Source organism: Streptomyces sp. BoleA5 (assembly GCF_000373665.1).
Taxonomy (GTDB): domain Bacteria; phylum Actinomycetota; class Actinomycetes; order Streptomycetales; family Streptomycetaceae; genus Actinacidiphila.
Genome location: NZ_KB892090.1, coordinates 273,380 through 290,017 on the forward strand (window position 1 = coordinate 273,380; position 16,638 = coordinate 290,017).

17 protein-coding genes are annotated in these 16,638 nt (G+C 74.5%); 7 read left to right on the plus strand and 10 right to left on the minus strand.

The window, feature by feature from the left end:
• Positions 1-7: 7 nt before the first annotated feature.
• The gene (locus B085_RS0101250; protein WP_018556731.1) at positions 8-1,492 is read right to left on the minus strand and encodes an SDR family oxidoreductase; all 1,485 of its coding nucleotides are present in this window, start codon (positions 1,490-1,492) and stop codon (positions 8-10) included.
• Positions 1,489-2,199, minus strand: coding sequence for a dienelactone hydrolase family protein (locus tag B085_RS0101255; protein WP_018556732.1), 711 nt, complete (start codon positions 2,197-2,199; stop codon positions 1,489-1,491). Before B085_RS0101255 ends, B085_RS0101250 begins: the two co-directional genes overlap by 4 nt.
• 182 nt (positions 2,200-2,381) lie before the next feature.
• On the opposite strand from B085_RS0101255, the gene B085_RS0101260 reads away from it, so the two are divergent.
• The 5 genes from B085_RS0101260 to B085_RS0101280 are packed head-to-tail and all read left to right on the plus strand — an operon-like array spanning position 2,382 to position 7,789.
• The gene (locus B085_RS0101260; protein ID WP_026250559.1) at positions 2,382-3,653 is read left to right on the plus strand and encodes an NAD(P)/FAD-dependent oxidoreductase; all 1,272 of its coding nucleotides are present in this window, start codon (positions 2,382-2,384) and stop codon (positions 3,651-3,653) included.
• Entirely contained in the window at positions 3,647-4,402 is a 756-nt protein-coding gene (locus B085_RS0101265) for a DUF1365 domain-containing protein (RefSeq protein ID WP_018556734.1), read from the plus strand. Before B085_RS0101260 ends, B085_RS0101265 begins: the two co-directional genes overlap by 7 nt.
• 2 nt (positions 4,403-4,404) lie before the next feature.
• Positions 4,405-5,679: an SAM-dependent methyltransferase gene (locus B085_RS50340; protein ID WP_202470286.1), complete on the plus strand. Its 1,275-nt coding sequence runs from the start codon at positions 4,405-4,407 to the stop codon at positions 5,677-5,679.
• Positions 5,676-6,962, plus strand: a complete 1,287-nt coding sequence (locus tag B085_RS50345) for an SAM-dependent methyltransferase (protein WP_018556736.1) — start codon at positions 5,676-5,678, stop codon at positions 6,960-6,962. The genes B085_RS50340 and B085_RS50345 overlap by 4 nt, the downstream gene beginning before the upstream one ends.
• 5 nt (positions 6,963-6,967) lie before the next feature.
• Entirely contained in the window at positions 6,968-7,789 is an 822-nt protein-coding gene (locus B085_RS0101280; RefSeq protein WP_018556737.1) for a DUF1295 domain-containing protein, read from the plus strand.
• A gap of 216 nt (positions 7,790-8,005) precedes the next feature.
• On the opposite strand, the gene B085_RS0101285 is transcribed toward B085_RS0101280, so the two are convergent.
• From B085_RS0101285 to B085_RS0101295, 3 genes are all read right to left on the minus strand, one after another.
• Positions 8,006-9,364 carry a cryptochrome/photolyase family protein gene (locus B085_RS0101285; protein ID WP_018556738.1) on the minus strand — a complete coding sequence of 453 codons (1,359 nt, stop codon included), beginning with the start codon at positions 9,362-9,364 and terminating at the stop codon, positions 8,006-8,008.
• A gap of 131 nt (positions 9,365-9,495) precedes the next feature.
• A complete protein-coding gene (locus B085_RS0101290) occupies positions 9,496-10,278 on the minus strand; it encodes an anti-sigma factor (RefSeq protein WP_018556739.1) in 783 nt (260 codons plus the stop codon).
• Entirely contained in the window at positions 10,275-10,859 is a 585-nt protein-coding gene (locus tag B085_RS0101295; RefSeq protein ID WP_051101932.1) for a sigma-70 family RNA polymerase sigma factor, read from the minus strand. Before B085_RS0101295 ends, B085_RS0101290 begins: the two co-directional genes overlap by 4 nt.
• A 99-nt stretch (positions 10,860-10,958) precedes the next feature.
• Here B085_RS0101295 and B085_RS0101300 point away from each other — a divergent pair, with 99 nt between their 5' ends.
• On the plus strand, positions 10,959-11,834 hold the full coding sequence (locus B085_RS0101300) for an NAD(P)-dependent oxidoreductase (RefSeq protein WP_018556741.1): 876 nt from the start codon (positions 10,959-10,961) through the stop codon (positions 11,832-11,834).
• Here B085_RS0101300 and B085_RS0101305 read toward each other — a convergent pair whose 3' ends face one another.
• From B085_RS0101305 to B085_RS0101315, 3 genes are all read right to left on the minus strand, one after another.
• Positions 11,835-12,596 carry a DUF4239 domain-containing protein gene (locus B085_RS0101305; protein WP_018556742.1) on the minus strand — a complete coding sequence of 254 codons (762 nt, stop codon included), beginning with the start codon at positions 12,594-12,596 and terminating at the stop codon, positions 11,835-11,837. It abuts the gene before it with no gap.
• A 3-nt stretch (positions 12,597-12,599) separates the two neighbouring features.
• Positions 12,600-13,268, minus strand: a complete 669-nt coding sequence (locus B085_RS49885) for a hypothetical protein (protein ID WP_026250563.1) — start codon at positions 13,266-13,268, stop codon at positions 12,600-12,602.
• A gap of 72 nt (positions 13,269-13,340) precedes the next feature.
• Positions 13,341-13,943, minus strand: a complete 603-nt coding sequence (locus tag B085_RS0101315) for a TetR/AcrR family transcriptional regulator (RefSeq protein ID WP_018556743.1) — start codon at positions 13,941-13,943, stop codon at positions 13,341-13,343.
• Positions 13,944-14,005: 62 nt separating this feature from the next.
• Between B085_RS0101315 and B085_RS0101320 the strand changes: the two genes are divergently transcribed.
• Positions 14,006-14,962, plus strand: a complete 957-nt coding sequence (locus B085_RS0101320) for a beta-ketoacyl-ACP synthase 3 (RefSeq protein ID WP_018556744.1) — start codon at positions 14,006-14,008, stop codon at positions 14,960-14,962.
• 67 nt (positions 14,963-15,029) lie between these two features.
• On the opposite strand, the gene fabF is transcribed toward B085_RS0101320, so the two are convergent.
• Positions 15,030-16,289 (minus strand): beta-ketoacyl-ACP synthase II, encoded by a 1,260-nt coding sequence (gene fabF / locus B085_RS0101325; protein WP_018556745.1) that lies wholly within the window; start codon positions 16,287-16,289, stop codon positions 15,030-15,032.
• Between the two features lie 64 nt (positions 16,290-16,353).
• Positions 16,354-16,599: an acyl carrier protein gene (locus tag B085_RS0101330; protein ID WP_018556746.1), complete on the minus strand. Its 246-nt coding sequence runs from the start codon at positions 16,597-16,599 to the stop codon at positions 16,354-16,356.
• Positions 16,600-16,638: the final 39 nt, after the last annotated feature.

The window sequence follows — 16,638 nt, forward strand, 5'->3', positions numbered from 1 at the left end:
GCCGCAGTCACGGCCCCCCCGCGCCCTTCCGGGCCGCCGCGGCGATGTTGCGCGCCATGCCGCCGAAGACCACCGAGTGGAACGGCGACACGCTCCACCAGTACGCGTGCCCCGCGAGCCCGCGCGGATGGAACAGCGCCCGCTGCCCGTAGACGGTGCGCCCGGCACCGTCCCGTCCGGCCGACAGCTCCAGCCAGGCCAGGCCCGGCAGCCGCATCTCGGCGCGCAACCGCAGCAGCCGGCCCGGCTCGATCTCCTCCACCCGCCAGAAGTCCAGCGAGTCACCCGCCCGCAGGTGCGCCGCGTCCCGCCGTCCCCGGCGCAGCCCCACCCCGCCCACGAAGCGGTCGAGCCAGCCGCGCACGGCCCAGGCCAGCGGGAAGGAGTACCAGCCGTTGTCGCCGCCGATGCCCTCGATGACCCGCCACAGCGCCTCGGGCGAGGCGTCCACGATCCGCGTGCGGTGGTCGCAGTAGAGGGAGCCGCCCGCCCAGTCCGGGTCCGTGGGCAGCGGGTCGCTCGGCGCGCCGGGCACGGCGGCCGAGGACCAGCGGGTGACCACGTTCGCCTCCCGGATGCGCTGCAGCGCCAGCCGCAGCGCCGGCTCGACGCCGATCATGCCCTCGGGCGGGTCCGGCACCCACCGCGCGATGTCGTGATCGTGGCAGACCACCTCGTACCGCAGGGACTCCGTCAGCGGCCGCGCGAGGCCCGCGGGCACCGGGGTCACCAGTCCCACCCAGTGGCTCGACAACCGCGGCGTCAGCACGGGCACCGGCACGATCAGCCGTGGCGGCAGCCCCGCCACCTCGGCGTACTTCAGCATCATGGCGCGGTACGTCAGCACGTCGGGGCCGCCGATGTCGAAGGCGCGGTTCACCTCGGGCGGCAGCGTGGCGCAGCCCACGAGGTAGCGCAGCACGTCCCGTACGGCGATCGGCTGGATCCGGGTGCCCACCCAGCGCGGGGTGACCATCACCGGCAGCCGTTCGGTGAGGTAGCGGAGCATCTCGAAGGAGGCCGAGCCGGAGCCGATGATCACCGCCGCCCGCAGTGCCGCCGTCGGCACACCGGAGGCGAGCAGCACCCGTCCCACCTCGGCGCGCGAGCGCAGGTGCGGCGACAGCTCCCGCTCGGGTACACCTGCGGGGGTCAGACCGCCCAGGTACACGATCCGCCGTACGCCCGCGGCCCTCGCGCGGGCCCCGAAGACCTCCGCCGCCTCCCGGTCCGTCCGCTCGAAGTCCCGCCCGCTGCCCAGGGCGTGGACGAGGTAGTACGCGACGTCCACGCCCTCCATCGCCGCCGCCACCGAGTCCGGGTCGGTGACGTCGCCCTTGACGACCTCCACCTCGCCCGCCCACGGGTGGTCGCGCAGCTTGCCGGGCGTACGGGCCAGGCAGCGCACCCGGTGCCCGGCCTCCAGCAGTTCGGGGACGAGCCGGCCGCCGATGTAGCCGGTGGCGCCCGTCACCAGGCAGGTGAGGCTCATCGCGCTCCCTCCGATCCCGGGGCGGTCAGCGCTCCCGCCACCTCCGGCGGCAGCGGGCCCAGCCGCAGCAGGCCGGCGACCAGGCGCGCCGTCAGGTCGTGCCAGGCCCCGGCACCGCGCAGCATCGCGTGGTCGCCGCCCGGTACCACCAGGTGGCAGGCCTCGGCGCCCGCGGCGCGCGCCCGGTCCGCCAGGGTCAGCGAGCCGGCCGGATCGGTGACCCGGTCCCGGTCGCCGTGCAGCAGCACCAGGCGCCGTCCGGCCAGATGCCCCACCGGCTCGCCCTCGGGGCACCACGGCGCCAGCCCCACGACCGCGCCCACCAGGGGATGCCCGGCCGCGCGCAGCGCCGCCCGGCCGCCCATCGAGTGCCCCACCAGCACCACGGGCACCTCCCCGGCCCGCTGCCGCAGTGCCTCCAGCGCCCGCAGGGCGTCCCGCGCGGCGTCCTCCCGCTCGCCGTTCCAGCCGCGGTGCCGGTAGCGGACCCCGGCCAGCGCCACCCCGTGCCCGGCGGTGGCCCGGCCGATCGCGCGGACGAACGGACGCATCCGGGCCCCCGGAAGGTTCAGCGCCGGGGGCGGTTCCAGGCCCTCCGCGCGGCCGCCGTGCAGCACCAGGACGGCGGCGTGCGGCCGCTGGGGCAGCACGTACGGGACCAGCGCCGGCCGCGGCCGCCCGCCACCCGCTTCGTCACCGTACGTCATCGGATCGGCCTCTCTCGTGTGCTCACCGTCATTATCGGCCGCTCCCCGCGGCCACGCCCGTCACATGCCTCCACCCATGGATTCGCCGCCGCCGGCCCGGCGGATTGCCGTACGGACCAATCCGCCCGGCGGGCGGCTGCGAACAACCCAGCAGTGAGAGGAACGCGACGAAGGGACGGGATGTGACCGACAGAAGGCGAAGGGTGGCCGTCGTGGGGAGCGGCGTCGCCGGGCTCACCGCCGCCTACCTGCTGCAACGGCATGACGACGTATCGCTGTTCGAGGCCGACGACCGGCTCGGAGGGCACGCCCACACCCACGACGTGCCCTCCTCCGACGGCCGGATCACCGCCGTCGACAGCGGGTTCATCGTCCACAACGAGCGCACCTACCCCACCCTGCTGCGGATCTTCGCCGAACTCGGCGTCCCCACGCAGGAATCCGAGATGAGCATGTCCGTCCGCTGCGAGGGCTGCGGACTGGAGTACGCCGGTGCCCGCGGTCCGTCGGGGATCTTCGCGCAGCCGCGCAACGCGCTGCGCCCGGCCTATCTGCGTATGCTGGGCGAAGTGCCCCGCTTCCACCGCCTTGCCCGGCGGCAGCTCGCGGAGGGCGGTAGCGACGACACCACCACGCTGGGGGAGTTCCTCGACGCGGGGGGGTTCTCGGCGTACTTCACGGCCCATTTCATGACCCCCCTGGTCGCCTGCGTCTGGTCCTGCTCGTCGCGGACCGCGGCCCACTACCCGGCGGTCTACCTCTTCCGGTTCCTGGACCACCACGGGATGCTCTCGGTGGGCGGCGCCCCCACCTGGCGGACCGTCACCGGCGGATCACGCGTCTACGTCGAACGCATCGTCAAACGGCTCACCGCGATCCGCACCGCCACCCCCGTGCGCGCCCTGCGACGGCACGCCGACGGCGCCGACGTCGTCACCGGCGACGGGGAGACCGAGACGTACGACGCGGTGGTCGTCGCCACCCACCCCGACCAGGCGCTGCGGCTGCTCGCCGACCCCACCGCGGACGAGCGCCGGACGCTCGGCGCCCTCACGTACTCCCGCAACCCGACGCTGCTGCACACCGACACCTCGGTGCTGCCCCGCAGCCGTGCCGCCCGCGCCTCCTGGAACTACCTCATGCCCACCTGCGCACCCGACCCCGGCGGGGTGCGCGTCAGCTACGACATGAACCGCCTCCAGCGGCTGGACACCCCCGAGCACTACCTCGTCACCCTCGGTGCCGACGACCGCGTCGACCCGGCGCGGGTGCTCGCCCGCATGGTGTACGAGCACCCCGTCTACACCCCCGCCTCGATGGCCGCGCGGCGGCGGCTGCCCGCCCTGACCACCTCCGTCACCGCCTACGCCGGGGCCTACCACGGGTGGGGATTCCACGAGGACGGCTGCCGCTCCGGCGCCGAGGCCGCCCGCCGGCTGGGGGTCCGATGGTGACCCCCGCGGGCCTGCCACCGCAGGTGCCCGCCCTGTACGAGTGCACGATCACCCACGTCCGCACCCGCCCGCTGCGGCACGCCTTCACCCACCGCACCTACATGTGGCTGACCGACCCGGCCCGGCCGCCCCGGTTCCCCGCCCCGCTGCGTCCGCTCGCCCGCTTCGACCCCCGCGACCACTTCGGCGGCCGGCACGCCACCGTACGCGCCGCCCTCGACTCCTGGCTCGCCGCGCAGGGCGTCGACCTGCGCGGCGGCCCGGTCCGCATGCTCTGCCACGCCCGGGTCCTCGGCCACGTCTTCAACCCGCTGACCCTGTACTGGTGCCACGACCCGGCCGGCACCCTCGTCTGCGTCGTCGCCGAGGTCCACAACACCTACGGCGAGCGGCACGCCTACCTGCTGCACACCGACGAACGCGACACCGCCCGCGTCGCCAAGGACTTCTACGTCTCCCCGTTCTTCCCCGTCGACGGCGGCTACCGCATGCGGCTGTCCGAGCCGCAGGACCGGCTGCACCTCACCGTCCACCTGGAACGCCCCGGCGACGGCACCCCGTTCACCGCCACCGTGCGCGGCGAGCGGCGCCCGGCCACCGCGCCGGGCCTGCTGCGCGCCGCCGCCCGGCACCCCTGGCCCACGGCCGCGGTGTCGGCCGGCATCCGCCGGCACGGCATCCGGCTGCTGCTGCGCGGACTGCACGTGCAGCAGCGCCCCGTCCACGCCCCCCAGGAGGGCTTCGAGTGACCATGTCCACCACATCCGTCCCCCTCTCCGCCTCCGCGCCCGCCGCCGGCGTGGACCCGCGCCGCTGGCCCGACGTCGCGGCACGGCCGCGCGGCTCACGCCTGCGCGCCGCCGTCGCCGGTGCCGTCGTACGACGGGCCCTGAGCGGGCTCCCGCTGCGCTGCCGCCTCGGCGAAGGCGGCCCGGTCCTCGGCACCGGCGGCCCCGCCGTGCTGATCGCCGACCCCGAGGCCTTCAACCGCCGCGTCGGCACCAACGGCCTCATCGGCTTCGGCGAGTCCTACATGGCCGGTGAATGGGACGCGCCCGACCTGCCGGCCGTCCTCACCGTGCTCGCCTCGCACGTCACCGAACTCGTCCCGCAGCCGCTGCAGCGGCTGCGCTCCTTGTGGGCGCACCGGCAACCCAGCGAGCGGCGCAACACCCTCGACGGCGCCCGCGGCAACATCCACGACCACTACGACCTGTCCAACGACCTCTTCGCCCTCTTCCTCGACGAGACCCTGACCTACTCCTCCGCCGTCTTCCGCGGTTTTCCCGCCCGGTGGTCCCAACTGCCCGCCGCGCAGCACCGCAAGATCGACCGGCTGCTCGACCTGGCGGGCGTCGGCGAGGGCACCCGGCTGCTGGAGATCGGCACCGGCTGGGGGGAACTCGCCGTCCGGGCCGCCCGCCGCGGCGCCACGGTCGTCTCCGTCACCCTCTCGGAGGAACAGCGCCGGCTCGCCACGGCCCGGATCGCGGCCGCGGGGCAGCAGGACCGGGCCACCGTGGAGCTGCGCGACTACCGGCAGGTCACCGGGAGCTACGACGCCATCGTCAGCGTCGAGATGATCGAGGCCGTCGGCGCCGAGTACTGGCCGGTCTACTTCACCGCCCTGGACAGGCTGCTGGCGCCCGGCGGCGCGGTCGCCCTCCAGGCGATCACCATGGCCGACCAGCGCATGCTCGCCACCCGCGACACCCACACCTGGATGCAGAAGTACGTCTTCCCCGGCGGGCTCATCCCCTCCCTGGGGGCGATCGAGCGGACCCTCGACGAGCACACCGCACTGCGTGTCACCTCCTGCGACGGCTTCGGCCCGCACTACGCCGAGACGCTACGGCTGTGGCGCGAACGCTTCACCGGACGCGCCGCCGACGTCGCCGCCCTCGGCTTCGACGAGACCTTCCGCCGCATGTGGACCCTGTACCTCGCCTACTCCGAGGCGGGGTTCCGGTCCGGCTACCTCGACGTGTGCCAACTGCGGCTGGCCCGTGGGGAGGCCGCCGGGTGAAGGGCGCCGCGGACACTCTCGCCCCGCTGCTGGAGCAGTTCACGGGCGGCCCGCTGCCGGTGCGGCTGCGGGCCTGGGACGGCAGCACCGCCGGGCCGCGCGACGCCCCCGTGGTCGTCCTGCGCTCCCGGCGGGCGCTGCGAAGACTCCTGTGGCAGCCCGGCGAACTCGGCCTCGCGGAGGCGTACATCACCGGCGACATCGACGTGCGTGGTGACCTCACCGAAGGCCTGCGCGCCCTGTGGCACGCGGTGCGCGACGACGGGCTGCGTCCTCCCCGGCTCACCGCGGCCGACCGGCTGCGCGCCGCCGGCGCCGCCGTACGGCTCGGCGCGGTCGGGCCCCGGCCCCCCGCCCCGCGCGGCCGCGCCAGGCTCAACGGCACCCCGCACAGCAGGAGCCGCGACCGGGCCGCCGTCAGCCACCACTACGACCTGTCCAACGACTTCTACGAACTCCTCCTCGACCCCTCCATGGCGTACTCCTGCGGCTACTGGACGCGTGACGACGACCCCGCGTACGGCCTCGCCGACGCCCAGCGCGACAAGCTCGAACTCGTCTGCCGCAAGCTGGACCTGCGCCCCGGCATGCGGCTGCTCGACATCGGCTGCGGCTGGGGCGCGCTCGCCCTGTACGCCGCGCAGGCCCATCGCGCGCAGGTGCACGCGGTCACCCTCTCCGCCGCCCAGCGGGACTTCGTGCGGGACCGGATCCGCGAACGCGGCCTGGAGGAGTACGTGACCGTCGAACTGCGCGACTACCGCGACCTGGAGGGCAGCGGCGGCTACGAGGCGGTCACCGCGATCGAGATGGGCGAGCACGTCGGCGACGCGCACTACCCGCGGTTCGCCGGGGCGATCCACCGCATGCTGCGGCCCCGGGGCAGGGCGCTGGTGCAGCAGATGTCCCGCGGCCGTGCCGCCCCCGGTGGCGGTGCCTTCATCGAGACCTACATCGCCCCCGACATGCACATGCGGCCCCTCGGCCGGACCGTGGCGCTGCTGGAGGAGGCGGGTCTGGAGGTCCGGGCCGTGGAATCGCTGCGCGAGCACTACGCGCGCACCGTGCGGGCCTGGCTGGCCACCCTGGAGCGGCGCTGGTCCGACGTCGTCCTCCTGGCCGGCGAGGAGACCGCGCGCGTGTGGCGGCTGTACCTGGCCGGCGGCGCGCTCGCCTTCGCCGAACGGCGCATGGGCGTCGACCAGATCCTCGTCGTACGGCCCACCGCCGACGGCACCGGCGGCACGGCCGGAACGCCCGCCGCCTGGTACGGGGGGTGGTGAGGGTGATGAACGGCTTCCCCTGGGGCGCGTTCGGAGCGGGCGTGGCGGTGGCGGCCGGGGCCGCGCTCGCCGTCATGCTCGTCACCTTCGCCTTCGCGCTGTCCCGCGGCAGGCACCGCTACGTCGACGTCGCCTGGGGCGTGGCCTTCACGGCGGTGGCCGCCTGCGCGTACGGCATGTCCGCCGGGCACGGCGACCCGGCCCGTCGCGCCCTGGTGCCGGCGCTGACCGCCGTGTGGGGCCTGCGGCTCGCCGTCCACATCGCCCGCCGCGGGCGCGGGCACGGAGAGGACCCCCGCTACGAGGCCTTCCTGGCCAAGGCCCGCGGCAGCCGGGCCGCCTACGCCTTCCGCGCGGTGTACCTGCTGCAGGGCGCGCTCGTCCTGGTCGTCTCGCTGCCCGTCCAGGCCGCCTCGTACATCCCCGGTCCGGTCGGCCCGGCCGTCGCGGTCGGTGTGCTGCTCTGGCTCACCGGCCTGCTCTTCGAGGCCGTCGGCGACCACCAGTTGGCACGTTTCAAGGCCGACCCGGCGAACCGGGGCCGCATCATGGACCGCGGTCTGTGGAGCTGGACCCGGCATCCCAACTACTTCGGCGACTTCTGCGTGTGGTGGGGCCTGTTCGCGGTGGCCTGCGACGCCTGGCAGGCCGCGGCGGTGTCCGTCGTGTCCCCGCTGCTGATGTCGTACCTGCTGACCCGGGGCAGCGGGAAGGCCCTGCTGGAACGGCACATGGCGGACCGCCCCGGCTGGGCCGAGTACGCCTCGCGCACCAGCGGGTTCCTCCCCCGGCCCCCACGGAAGCGGACCGGCGTCCCGCCGGGGTGAGGGGCGGGGCGGGCACTGCCGGCAGCCCGGGACCGCTCCAGCGGGTCGCGCACGTGGTGCGGTGGTGATGCGCGGCTGCACGCAGAGGGGGCGAGCGCCGTCACCGAGGCGCGCGACGGGGTGGCCCCCGGCGGGCGGGACGGCCCGCGTGCCGCCTGCCGTGTGCACCTCGGGGCGTGCGCGTCGGGCCGCCGCGGCTCTCGACCCGCGGAGCGGCTACGTGCCGCGGGCGCCTCGGAAGCGGGCGAGGGCCTCGTCGAGGTCCACGAGTGGGGCGGGGTAGTCCAGGGCTCCCCGTTCGGCCTCGGGGAGGCGCCAGGGGCGGTGCACGGCGCCGCCCCGTACCCCGGCCAGCTCGGGCACCCAGCGGCGCACGTAGGCGCCGTCCGGGTCGAAACGGCGGGCCTGCACCAGGGGGTTCAGCACCCGGTTCGGGCGGGTGTCGGTGCCGGTGCCGGCCACCCACTGCCAGTTCAGCTGGTTGTTGGCGACGTCGCCGTCCACCAGCAGCTCCAGGAAGTGCGCCGCGCCGATCCGCCAGTCCACGTACAGCGTCTTCGTCAGGAAGCTCGCGGCCAGCAGCCGCGCGCGGTTGTGCATCCAGCCCTCGTGCCGCAACTGCCTCATCGCCGCGTCGATCACCGGGTATCCCGTACGGCCCTGGCGCCACGCGTCCGCCTCGGGGCCGTCACCGCGCCAGCAGTCGCCGCGCGGCCGCAGGTCCCGGGAGGCGGCGTCGGGGCGGGCGGCGAGCACCTGGTGGTGGAACTCGCGCCACGCCAACTGCCGTACGAACGCGTCCGCACCGGGCCCGCCCGCGTCGCGGGCGCGCCGAACCAGCTCGGTGGCCGACAGACACCCGAAGTGCAGATGGGGCGAGAGGCGTGAGGTGGCGTCGCCGGGCAGGTCGTCGTGGCGGTCCGCGTACGCGGCGAGCCCCGACGCGCGCCAGGCGCGCCAGCGTTCGCGTGCCTCGGTCTCGCCGCCCGGGGGCAGCCCGGGCGACGTGCCCTTCGGCGCCTTCGGGAGCAGCCGGGACGCCACGGCGTCCGGGACGCGGACCACACGAGGCGCGTCCAGCGGGTCGCGCAGGTCCGCGCGCTCCCAGCGCCGGAAATACGGGGTGAACACCCCGAAGCTGTCCTTGCCGGCCGGGGTCACCGCACCGGGCGGCACCGCGGTCAGCACGGCCTCGTGCACCCGCAGTCGGCGTCCCGCCCCGGCCAGCGCCTCCCGCAGCCGCTCCTCGCGCCGTGCGGCGTAGCGGCTCACCCCGGCCGCGATGTGCACCTGCCCGGCACCGGTCTCCTCCGCGACCCGGCACGTCTCGCGTGCCACGTCCCCGCAGCGCAGTACCAGCCGCCCGCCGCGCTCGCGCAGACCCTCGTCCAGGTCGGCGAGGCAGTCCGCGAGGAACGCGGCGCGGTTGGGAGCGGCGAAGCCCGCGGCCTCGATGGCCTCGTCGAGCACGAACAGGGGGACGACCTGCTCCGCGGAGTCGAGGGCGGCCCGCAGGACGGGGTTGTCGTGCAGCCGTAGATCGGCGGTGAACAGGCAGATCGACGTCGTCGTCACGTCCGGTGCACTCCTCCTGGCGGGTATGCGCGCCCGGCGAGCCTATGGCGCCGCCCGGCGCCGCGGAGTGAGGCGCCCCGCCGCGTCGCGCCGGGGCGCCGCACGAGCCCGCGACGGGCGGGGCGGCCCGCCTACGCCGGGAACTCCATCAGGGCCACGGGGTCGGAGGTGGGCCGGGGGGAGCCGCCCGGGGGTTCGACGGTGATGCCCATGCCGGAAGCCCCGTCGACGGCGCCCTGGAGGAGCACGGCCTGGGTGGTGTCGCGCCCGGTGGGCTCCGGCATGAGGCCCGCGGAGCGCATCGCGCCGCCGTCGGAGTACCAGAGCTGGTAGACCCGGTTCCCGCTCAGCGCGGGCATGCCGTGGGCGAAGAAGACCGCGCGGTCCTGGCTCCGGGAGACGACGACCGTGCCGCTGGCGCCGCCCGCGAGCTTGGCGGAGGCCGTGACGGCGTCGGGGGCGGCCAGGACCCGGGAGACCTGCTCCGCCTGGGCCTGGGTCTGCCGGTTCTCCTGGCGCAGGTCGCCGAGCTGCTGCTGCTGCCAGACCGTCACCCCGCCCAGTGCCGCGGCCGCGGCGAGGCAGGCCGCCAGGGCGAAGCGGACGCGGCGCCGAGCGGGCTGCGGGGCGCGGCGGCGGGTCGCGCGTGTGGCGGCGCGCGGTGGCTCGGGCACCGACGGCGGCTCCTGCCGCACGTTGACGATGAGCCGCATGACGTGGTCCTTCATGCGGGGCGGGACGGCCTCGGCCGCCGCGAGCCCGAGACGGGCGGCGGTCGCGCCCAGCTCGCGCACCTCCAGCGCGCAGGCCTCGCACTCCGCGAGGTGACGTTCGAACTCCGCGCGCTCGTGCCGGGCCAGCGCGTCGACGGCGTAGGCGCCGGTGAGGGTGTGCAGTTCGGCATCGGTGCTCACGCGGTCACCCCCAGGCAGTCGCGCAGCCTGATCAGGCCGTCCCGCAGCCGGGTCTTGACGGTGCCCAGGGGCAGCGACAGCAGTTCGGCGACCTCCCGGTACGTCAGCCCCCGGTAGTAGGCGAGCGTCACCGACTGGTGCTGCAGCTCGGTGAGGGTGCGCATGCAGCGCCGCACCTGCTCGGCCTCAAGCCGGGCCTCGACCTGTTCGGTGACCTCGTCGTAGGCGGGGGTGCGCTCCAGCAGCGCCGCCTTCTGCTCGCGGTCCGCCGCCGCGCTGGCGGACCGCACGCGGTCCACGGCCCTTCGGTGGGCCAGGGTCATCACCCAGGTCATCGCGCTGCCCTTCTCCGGCCGGAAGCGGGCGGCGGTGCGCCACACCTCCACCAGCACCTCCTGTGTCACCTCCTCCGACTGGGCGGGGTCCCTGAGCACTCCGCGCACCAGCCCGAGCACCGGTCCGCTCACGGCGTCGTACAGCCGGGCGAAGGCCTCCTGGTCGCCGCGCGCGACGGCGAGCAGCAGTTCCGAGAGGTCAGGGCCTTGCCGTGCGGGCCTGCCGAACCGCAGCGGTTCCCTCACCACACCTCCAGCGTTCGATTCCGTGTGTCGTGGACAAGTCTCGCGTCCGGCATTCGGCGCCGCGAGCGTTTCGGATTGGTCCGTCGTACCGTGGCAGTCATGTCCGACACCACCTCAGCAGCAGTACTCGGCACCGGCATCATGGGTGCCGCGATGGCCCGCAACCTCGTCAAGGCCGGCCTCGACGTCCGTGTGTGGAACCGTACGAAGGAGAAGGCCGAGCCGCTCGGCAAGGACGGCGCACGCGTCGCCGGCACCCCCGCGGAGGCGGTGGACGGCGCCGACGTGGTGCTGACCATCCTGCACGACGCGGACTCCGCCATCGAGGCCATGCGGCAGGCGGCGCCGGCGCTGCGGAAGGGCGCGGTGTGGGCGCAGTGCACCACCGCGGGCGTGGGCGCCCTCGGGGCGTTCGCGCAGTTCGCGCGCGAGCACGGCGTCGTCTTCCTGGACTCGCCCGTTCTGGGCACCCGGCAGCCCGCCGAGAACGGGCAGCTCCTGGTGCTGGCCGCCGGGCCGCAGGAGGCCCGGCAGCCGGTGGCACCGGTCTTCGACGCGATCGGCAGCCGCACCGTGTGGGTGGGGGAGGACGCGGCAGAAGGCGCGGCCAGCCGCCTGAAGCTGGTGATCAACAGCTGGGTGCTCACCGTCACCCACGGCACCGCCGAGGCCCTCGCGCTCGCGAAGGGCCTCGGCGTGGACGCCGCGGACTTCCTCCAGGCCGTCTCCGGCGGCGCCCTCGACATGGGCTACCTGCAGGCGAAGGCGGCGTCGATCTTGGCCGGCGACTTCACTCCCAGCTTCGCCGTGCACACCGCGGAGAAGGACGCCCGGCTGATCGTGGAGGCGGGGGAGTCCGTCGGGGTGCGGCTCGACGTGGCCGCGGCCGGTGCCGAGCGTTTCCGCCGTGCGGCCGAACTCGGGCACGCGGAGGAGGACATGGCGGCCTCGTACTTCGCGAGCTTCGAGAAGTGATCATCCGATGTGAGGGAAGAGGCTGGTGAAGGACGCCGCCGCCTCGGCGGCGTCCCGGCCGAACGGGGCGTCCAGGTCCCAGATGAGGAAGAGCAGGAAGGCGATCAGGGCGCTGTAGAGCCCGGCGAGGACCAGTTCGCGCCGGGAGCGCCGGATCTGCAGGCTGAAGATCAGTCCCACCGCGACGAGGGCGCCGGCGATCAGGCCGAACCACACCACCCCCGGCATGGTCGGTCCGGCGTTCTCGCCGCGTCCGGTGCGCGCGTCGTCGGCGGCCGCGACCTGGTCGACGATCGGCTGGTACGCCTGGTTGGCCAGCGGGGTGCGAGGTTCGAAGTCGGTGACGTCCCGGCGCACCTTGTCGAGGAGTTCCGAGCCGCGCTGCGTGTTCTCCCCGTGCTCGAGCATGTAGGGGATCTCCGTGTGCGCGACGTACGAGACGTACGAGTCGACGTCGGCGCGCACCTGGTCGCGGACGGCCGCCGGGTAGACCTGGACGCGCTGCCGCACCTCGTGCAGGGCCTGGGTCTCGCGGTGGACGGTGTCCTCGGCGCCGCCGCGGGCCTCCCACACGCCGGCGATGGCGAGACCGAGGACGATGGCGTACACCACGCCGATCATCATCGTCATGTACTCGATGACGTCGGGGGTCTCCGAGGGGTCGTCGTCATCGCCGATGCGGCGTTGGTTGATGAGCACGATGGTCAGCACCACGGCGCAGGCCGCGGCCATCGCGATGCCCAGGACGAGCCAGTCCGACATCGATCACCTCCGTGAGCGGGCTTGGGAGCGGGGCTTGAGCGCGGCGGCGGACAGGACCGCCGGGGCGGTGACGAGCAGCATGAGGTGGACGATGCTCGGTCCATCGGGCGGGGGCGGCGCGCTCGCCTTGCGGTAGGCGACCGGCGGCAGTTCCGCGCGGTGCGTCGGGGTGGGGGTCGGCGTGGGCGTGGGGGTCGGCGTGGGTGTCGGGGTCGGGGTCGGGGTCGGGGTGGGGGTCGGCGTGGGCGCCGGAGCCGGTGCGCGGCGTACGGGGCGGGCGGGGGTGGGGCGCGGCGCCGGTCCGCAGGGGTGCCGCCAGGACACCGAACCCCGCGAACCACCGCTGTCCGTACGGGCGTCCACCGTCGACTCGTACGCGGGACAGTGCCGCCGCCGGACGGTCGCGGACGAGCCGCCCTTGCCCGTGCGCGCGTCCACGGTGTCCCCGCCGTGGGTGACCCGCGCCCGCGTCTCACCGTCGCGGGTCTCCACCCGGACGGCGCCGCCGCCGGTCTCGACGCGTACGGTGCCGTCGGGCAGGAACCGGACCACGGGCGGACCCGGCGGCCCCGGTGGATCGTGCGCGTACGCCGTCCCCCCGGCCGCCCACGGCCCCAGCACCGTCAGCGCCGCGGCCGCCGTGAGGCCGGCCCCCCTCAGCCAGATGCTCATGGACAGGATCCTGCGCGGTGCCGCGCGCGGCCATCCGGAGGACCGGGCCAATCCCCCCGAAGGACTGATTCGTCAGCTCAGGACGCGCCGCAGCGCACGCCGGGCGCGGTCGGGGGCGGACGCGTCGCCGAAGAGCTGGACGGCGTGGTTGAGCGAGAAGTAGATCCCGTTCAGCTCGAAGACGAGCTGTTCGGGGTCGGTGCCGGTGGGCAGTTCGCCGTGCTCGACCGCGGCCCGGATGTCCCGGGTCAGCCGGCGCTGCCAGACGGTGTAGAGCCGGGCGACCGCCTCCCGTACCGGCCCCTCGCGGCCGTCGAACTCCACGGCGGAGGCGGTGAACAGGCAGCCGCCGGGGAAGGCCTCGCGCTCCCGGTCCAGATAGGTCACCCAGGCCTCGCAGATCGCGGTCAGCCGGGCGAGGCCGGGAGCGGCCCCCGCGGCGGGCACCCACACGGCGCGCGTGAAGATCTCCGAGGCCCGCCGCAGGGCGGCGATCTGCAGGGCCTCCTTGGTACCGAAGTGCCCCAGCAGCCCGGACTTGCTCATCCCGAGGTCGGCCGCGAGCCGGCCGATCGTGAGGCCCTCCAGACCCTCCACGGAGGCGACCGCGACGCTGCGTTCGATGATCCGCTCGCGGGTGTGGCGCGCCTCGGCGGCGGACTTGCGTGGGCTCATGCGGCCATCGTAGCTACCCCTCCCTCTTTAGAGTCCGAACGGTCGGTCGCTATAGTGCCGCCATGACTGCATCCCGCATCGCCGCCCTGGGCCACCACCAGCCGCAACGTGTCCTCACCAACGACGATCTGGCCGCCATGGTCGACACCAGCGACGCCTGGATCCGGCAGCGCACCGGCATCGCGACCCGGCACATCGCAGCCGAGGACGAGACCGTCGCCGACATGGCGAGCGCCGCCGCGGGCAAGGCCCTCGCCACTGCGGGCCTCGACCCCTCCGACGTCGACCTGGTCGTCGTGGCCACCTCCAGCGCCGTCGACCGCTGCCCCAGCACCGCCGCCCGGGTCGCGGCCACGCTCGGCATGACGGCGCCCGCCTCCTACGACGTCAACAACGCCTGTGCGGGCTTCACCACGGCGCTCGCCGCCGCCGACCACTCGGTACGGGCCGGTGCCGCCCGGCACGCCCTGGTCATCGGCGCCGAGAAGATGTCCGACCTCACCGACTGGAGCGACCGCAGCACCTGCGTCCTGCTGGGCGACGGGGCCGGCGCCGCCGTCGTCAGTGCCGCCGATACCGCCCCGGGGACGCTCCCCGGCATCGGCCCGGTCGTGTGGGGCTCGGACCCCACCCGCGCCGACGCCGTCCGGCTGGCCGGCGCCTGGCAGCCCCGCTTCGCCCAGGACGGCCAGGCGGTCTTCCGCTGGGCCACCACGACCCTCGCCCCGATCGCCGAGGAGGCCTGCCGGCGTGCCGGTATCGCCGTCGGCGACCTCGGCGGCATCGTGACGCACCAGGCCAACCTGCGGATCATCGAGGCCGTCGTACGCCGGCTGGGCGCCCCTCAGGCGGTGGTGGCCCACGACGTCGTCGACTCGGGGAACACCTCCGCGGCCTCCGTTCCGCTCGCCTTCTCCAAGCTCGTGGAGCGCGGCGAGCTCACCCCGGGCGCTCCCGTACTGCTGCTCGGCTTCGGCGGCGGGCTGTCCTGGGCCGGGCAGGTCGTCGGCTGTCCCTGATCCGGGAACGGCGGAGGGCCGGCCGGCCGCGCGAGCGGCTGACCGGCCCTCAGGGGTGCCGTACGGCTCAGGCCTTGAAGGCCATGACCACGTTGTGGCCGCCGAAGCCGAAGGAGTTGTTGACGGCCACGATCGGGCCCTCGGGCAGCTTCCGCGCCTCGGTGGAGACCAGACCGGGGTCGATCTCGTCGTCCAGCTCGACGATGTTGATCGTCGGCGGGGCGATCCGGTGGTGCAGGGCGAGGACGGTGGCGACCGTCTCGATGCCGCCGGCGCCGCCCAGCAGGTGACCGGTCATCGACTTGGTGGCCGAGATGGCCACGTGGTCGAGGTGGTCGCCGAGCACCTTGCGCAGTGCCTTGACCTCGGCGACGTCACCCTGCGGGGTGGACGTCGCGTGCGCGTTCAGGTGCGCGATCTGCGCCAGGTCCAGACCGGTCGCAGCGATCAACTGCTCCAGCGCGGCGGCGATGCCGCGGCCGGTGGGCTCCGGCTGCGCGATGTGGTGGGCGTCGGACGACAGGCCCTGGCCCAGCACCTCGGCGTACACCCGGGCACCGCGCCTGGCGGCGTGCTCGGCCGACTCCAGGACGACGACACCCGCGCCCTCGCCGAGGACGAAGCCGTCACGGCCCTTGTCGTAGGGGCGGGAGGCGCCCTCGGGGTCGTCGTTGTTCTTGGACATCGCCATCATGTTGGCGAAGGCCGCGATCGGCAGCGGGTGGATGGCCGCCTCGGTGCCGCCGGCGACGACGACGTCGGCGCGGCCGGAGCGGATCATCTCGTAGGCGTAGCCGACGGCCTCGGCGCCGGAGGCGCAGGCGCTGACCGGGGTGTGCACACCGGCGCGGGCGTTGACCTCGAGGCCGACATTGGCCGAGGGACTGTTGGGCATCAGCATCGGCACGGTGTGCGGGGACACCTTGCGCGGGCCGGAGGTCTTGAGGTTGTCGTACTGGTCGAGCAGGGTGGTGACGCCGCCGATACCGGAGGCGATGACCGTGCCCAGGCGGTCGGGGTCGACCGAGCTGTCCTCGCCTGCCTTGGCGGTGAAGCCCGCGTCGGCCCAGGCCTCACGGGTGGCGATCAGCGCGAACTGCGCCGAGCGGTCCAGCTTGCGGGCGAGCGGTCGGGGCAGGACCTCCAGCGGCTCGACGGCGATCTGCGCGGCGATGCGCACCGTCAGCTCGGCGGCCCAGTCCTGCTTCAGGGGGGTGACGCCGGAACGCCCGGCGATCAGCCCTTCCCAGGTCGACGCGCTGTCCCCGCCCAGCGGAGTGGTTGCGCCGATACCGGTGACGACCACGGTGTGATTGGTCGGGCTCACAGGGATTGTCTCTCCACGTCTAGAAGGGCGGGCGACAGACGCGTCGTCCAGGGGTGGTTCAGCCTCAGGCCTGAGCCTTGAGGATGTAGTCGACGGCGTCGCCGACGGTCTTCAGCTGCTTGACGTCGTCGTCCGGGATCTTGACCTCGAAGCGCTCCTCGGCGGCGACGACGACCTCGACCATGGACAGCGAGTCGACGTCCAGGTCGTCGGTGAAGGACTTGTCCAGCTGGACGTCCTCGGTCGGGATGCCGGCGATCTCGTTCACGATCTCCGCGAGACCCTCGACGATCTCTTCCTGGGTGGCCATGGCGGCGCTCTCCTTCTTTCGTGCTGGTTACTACGGGCT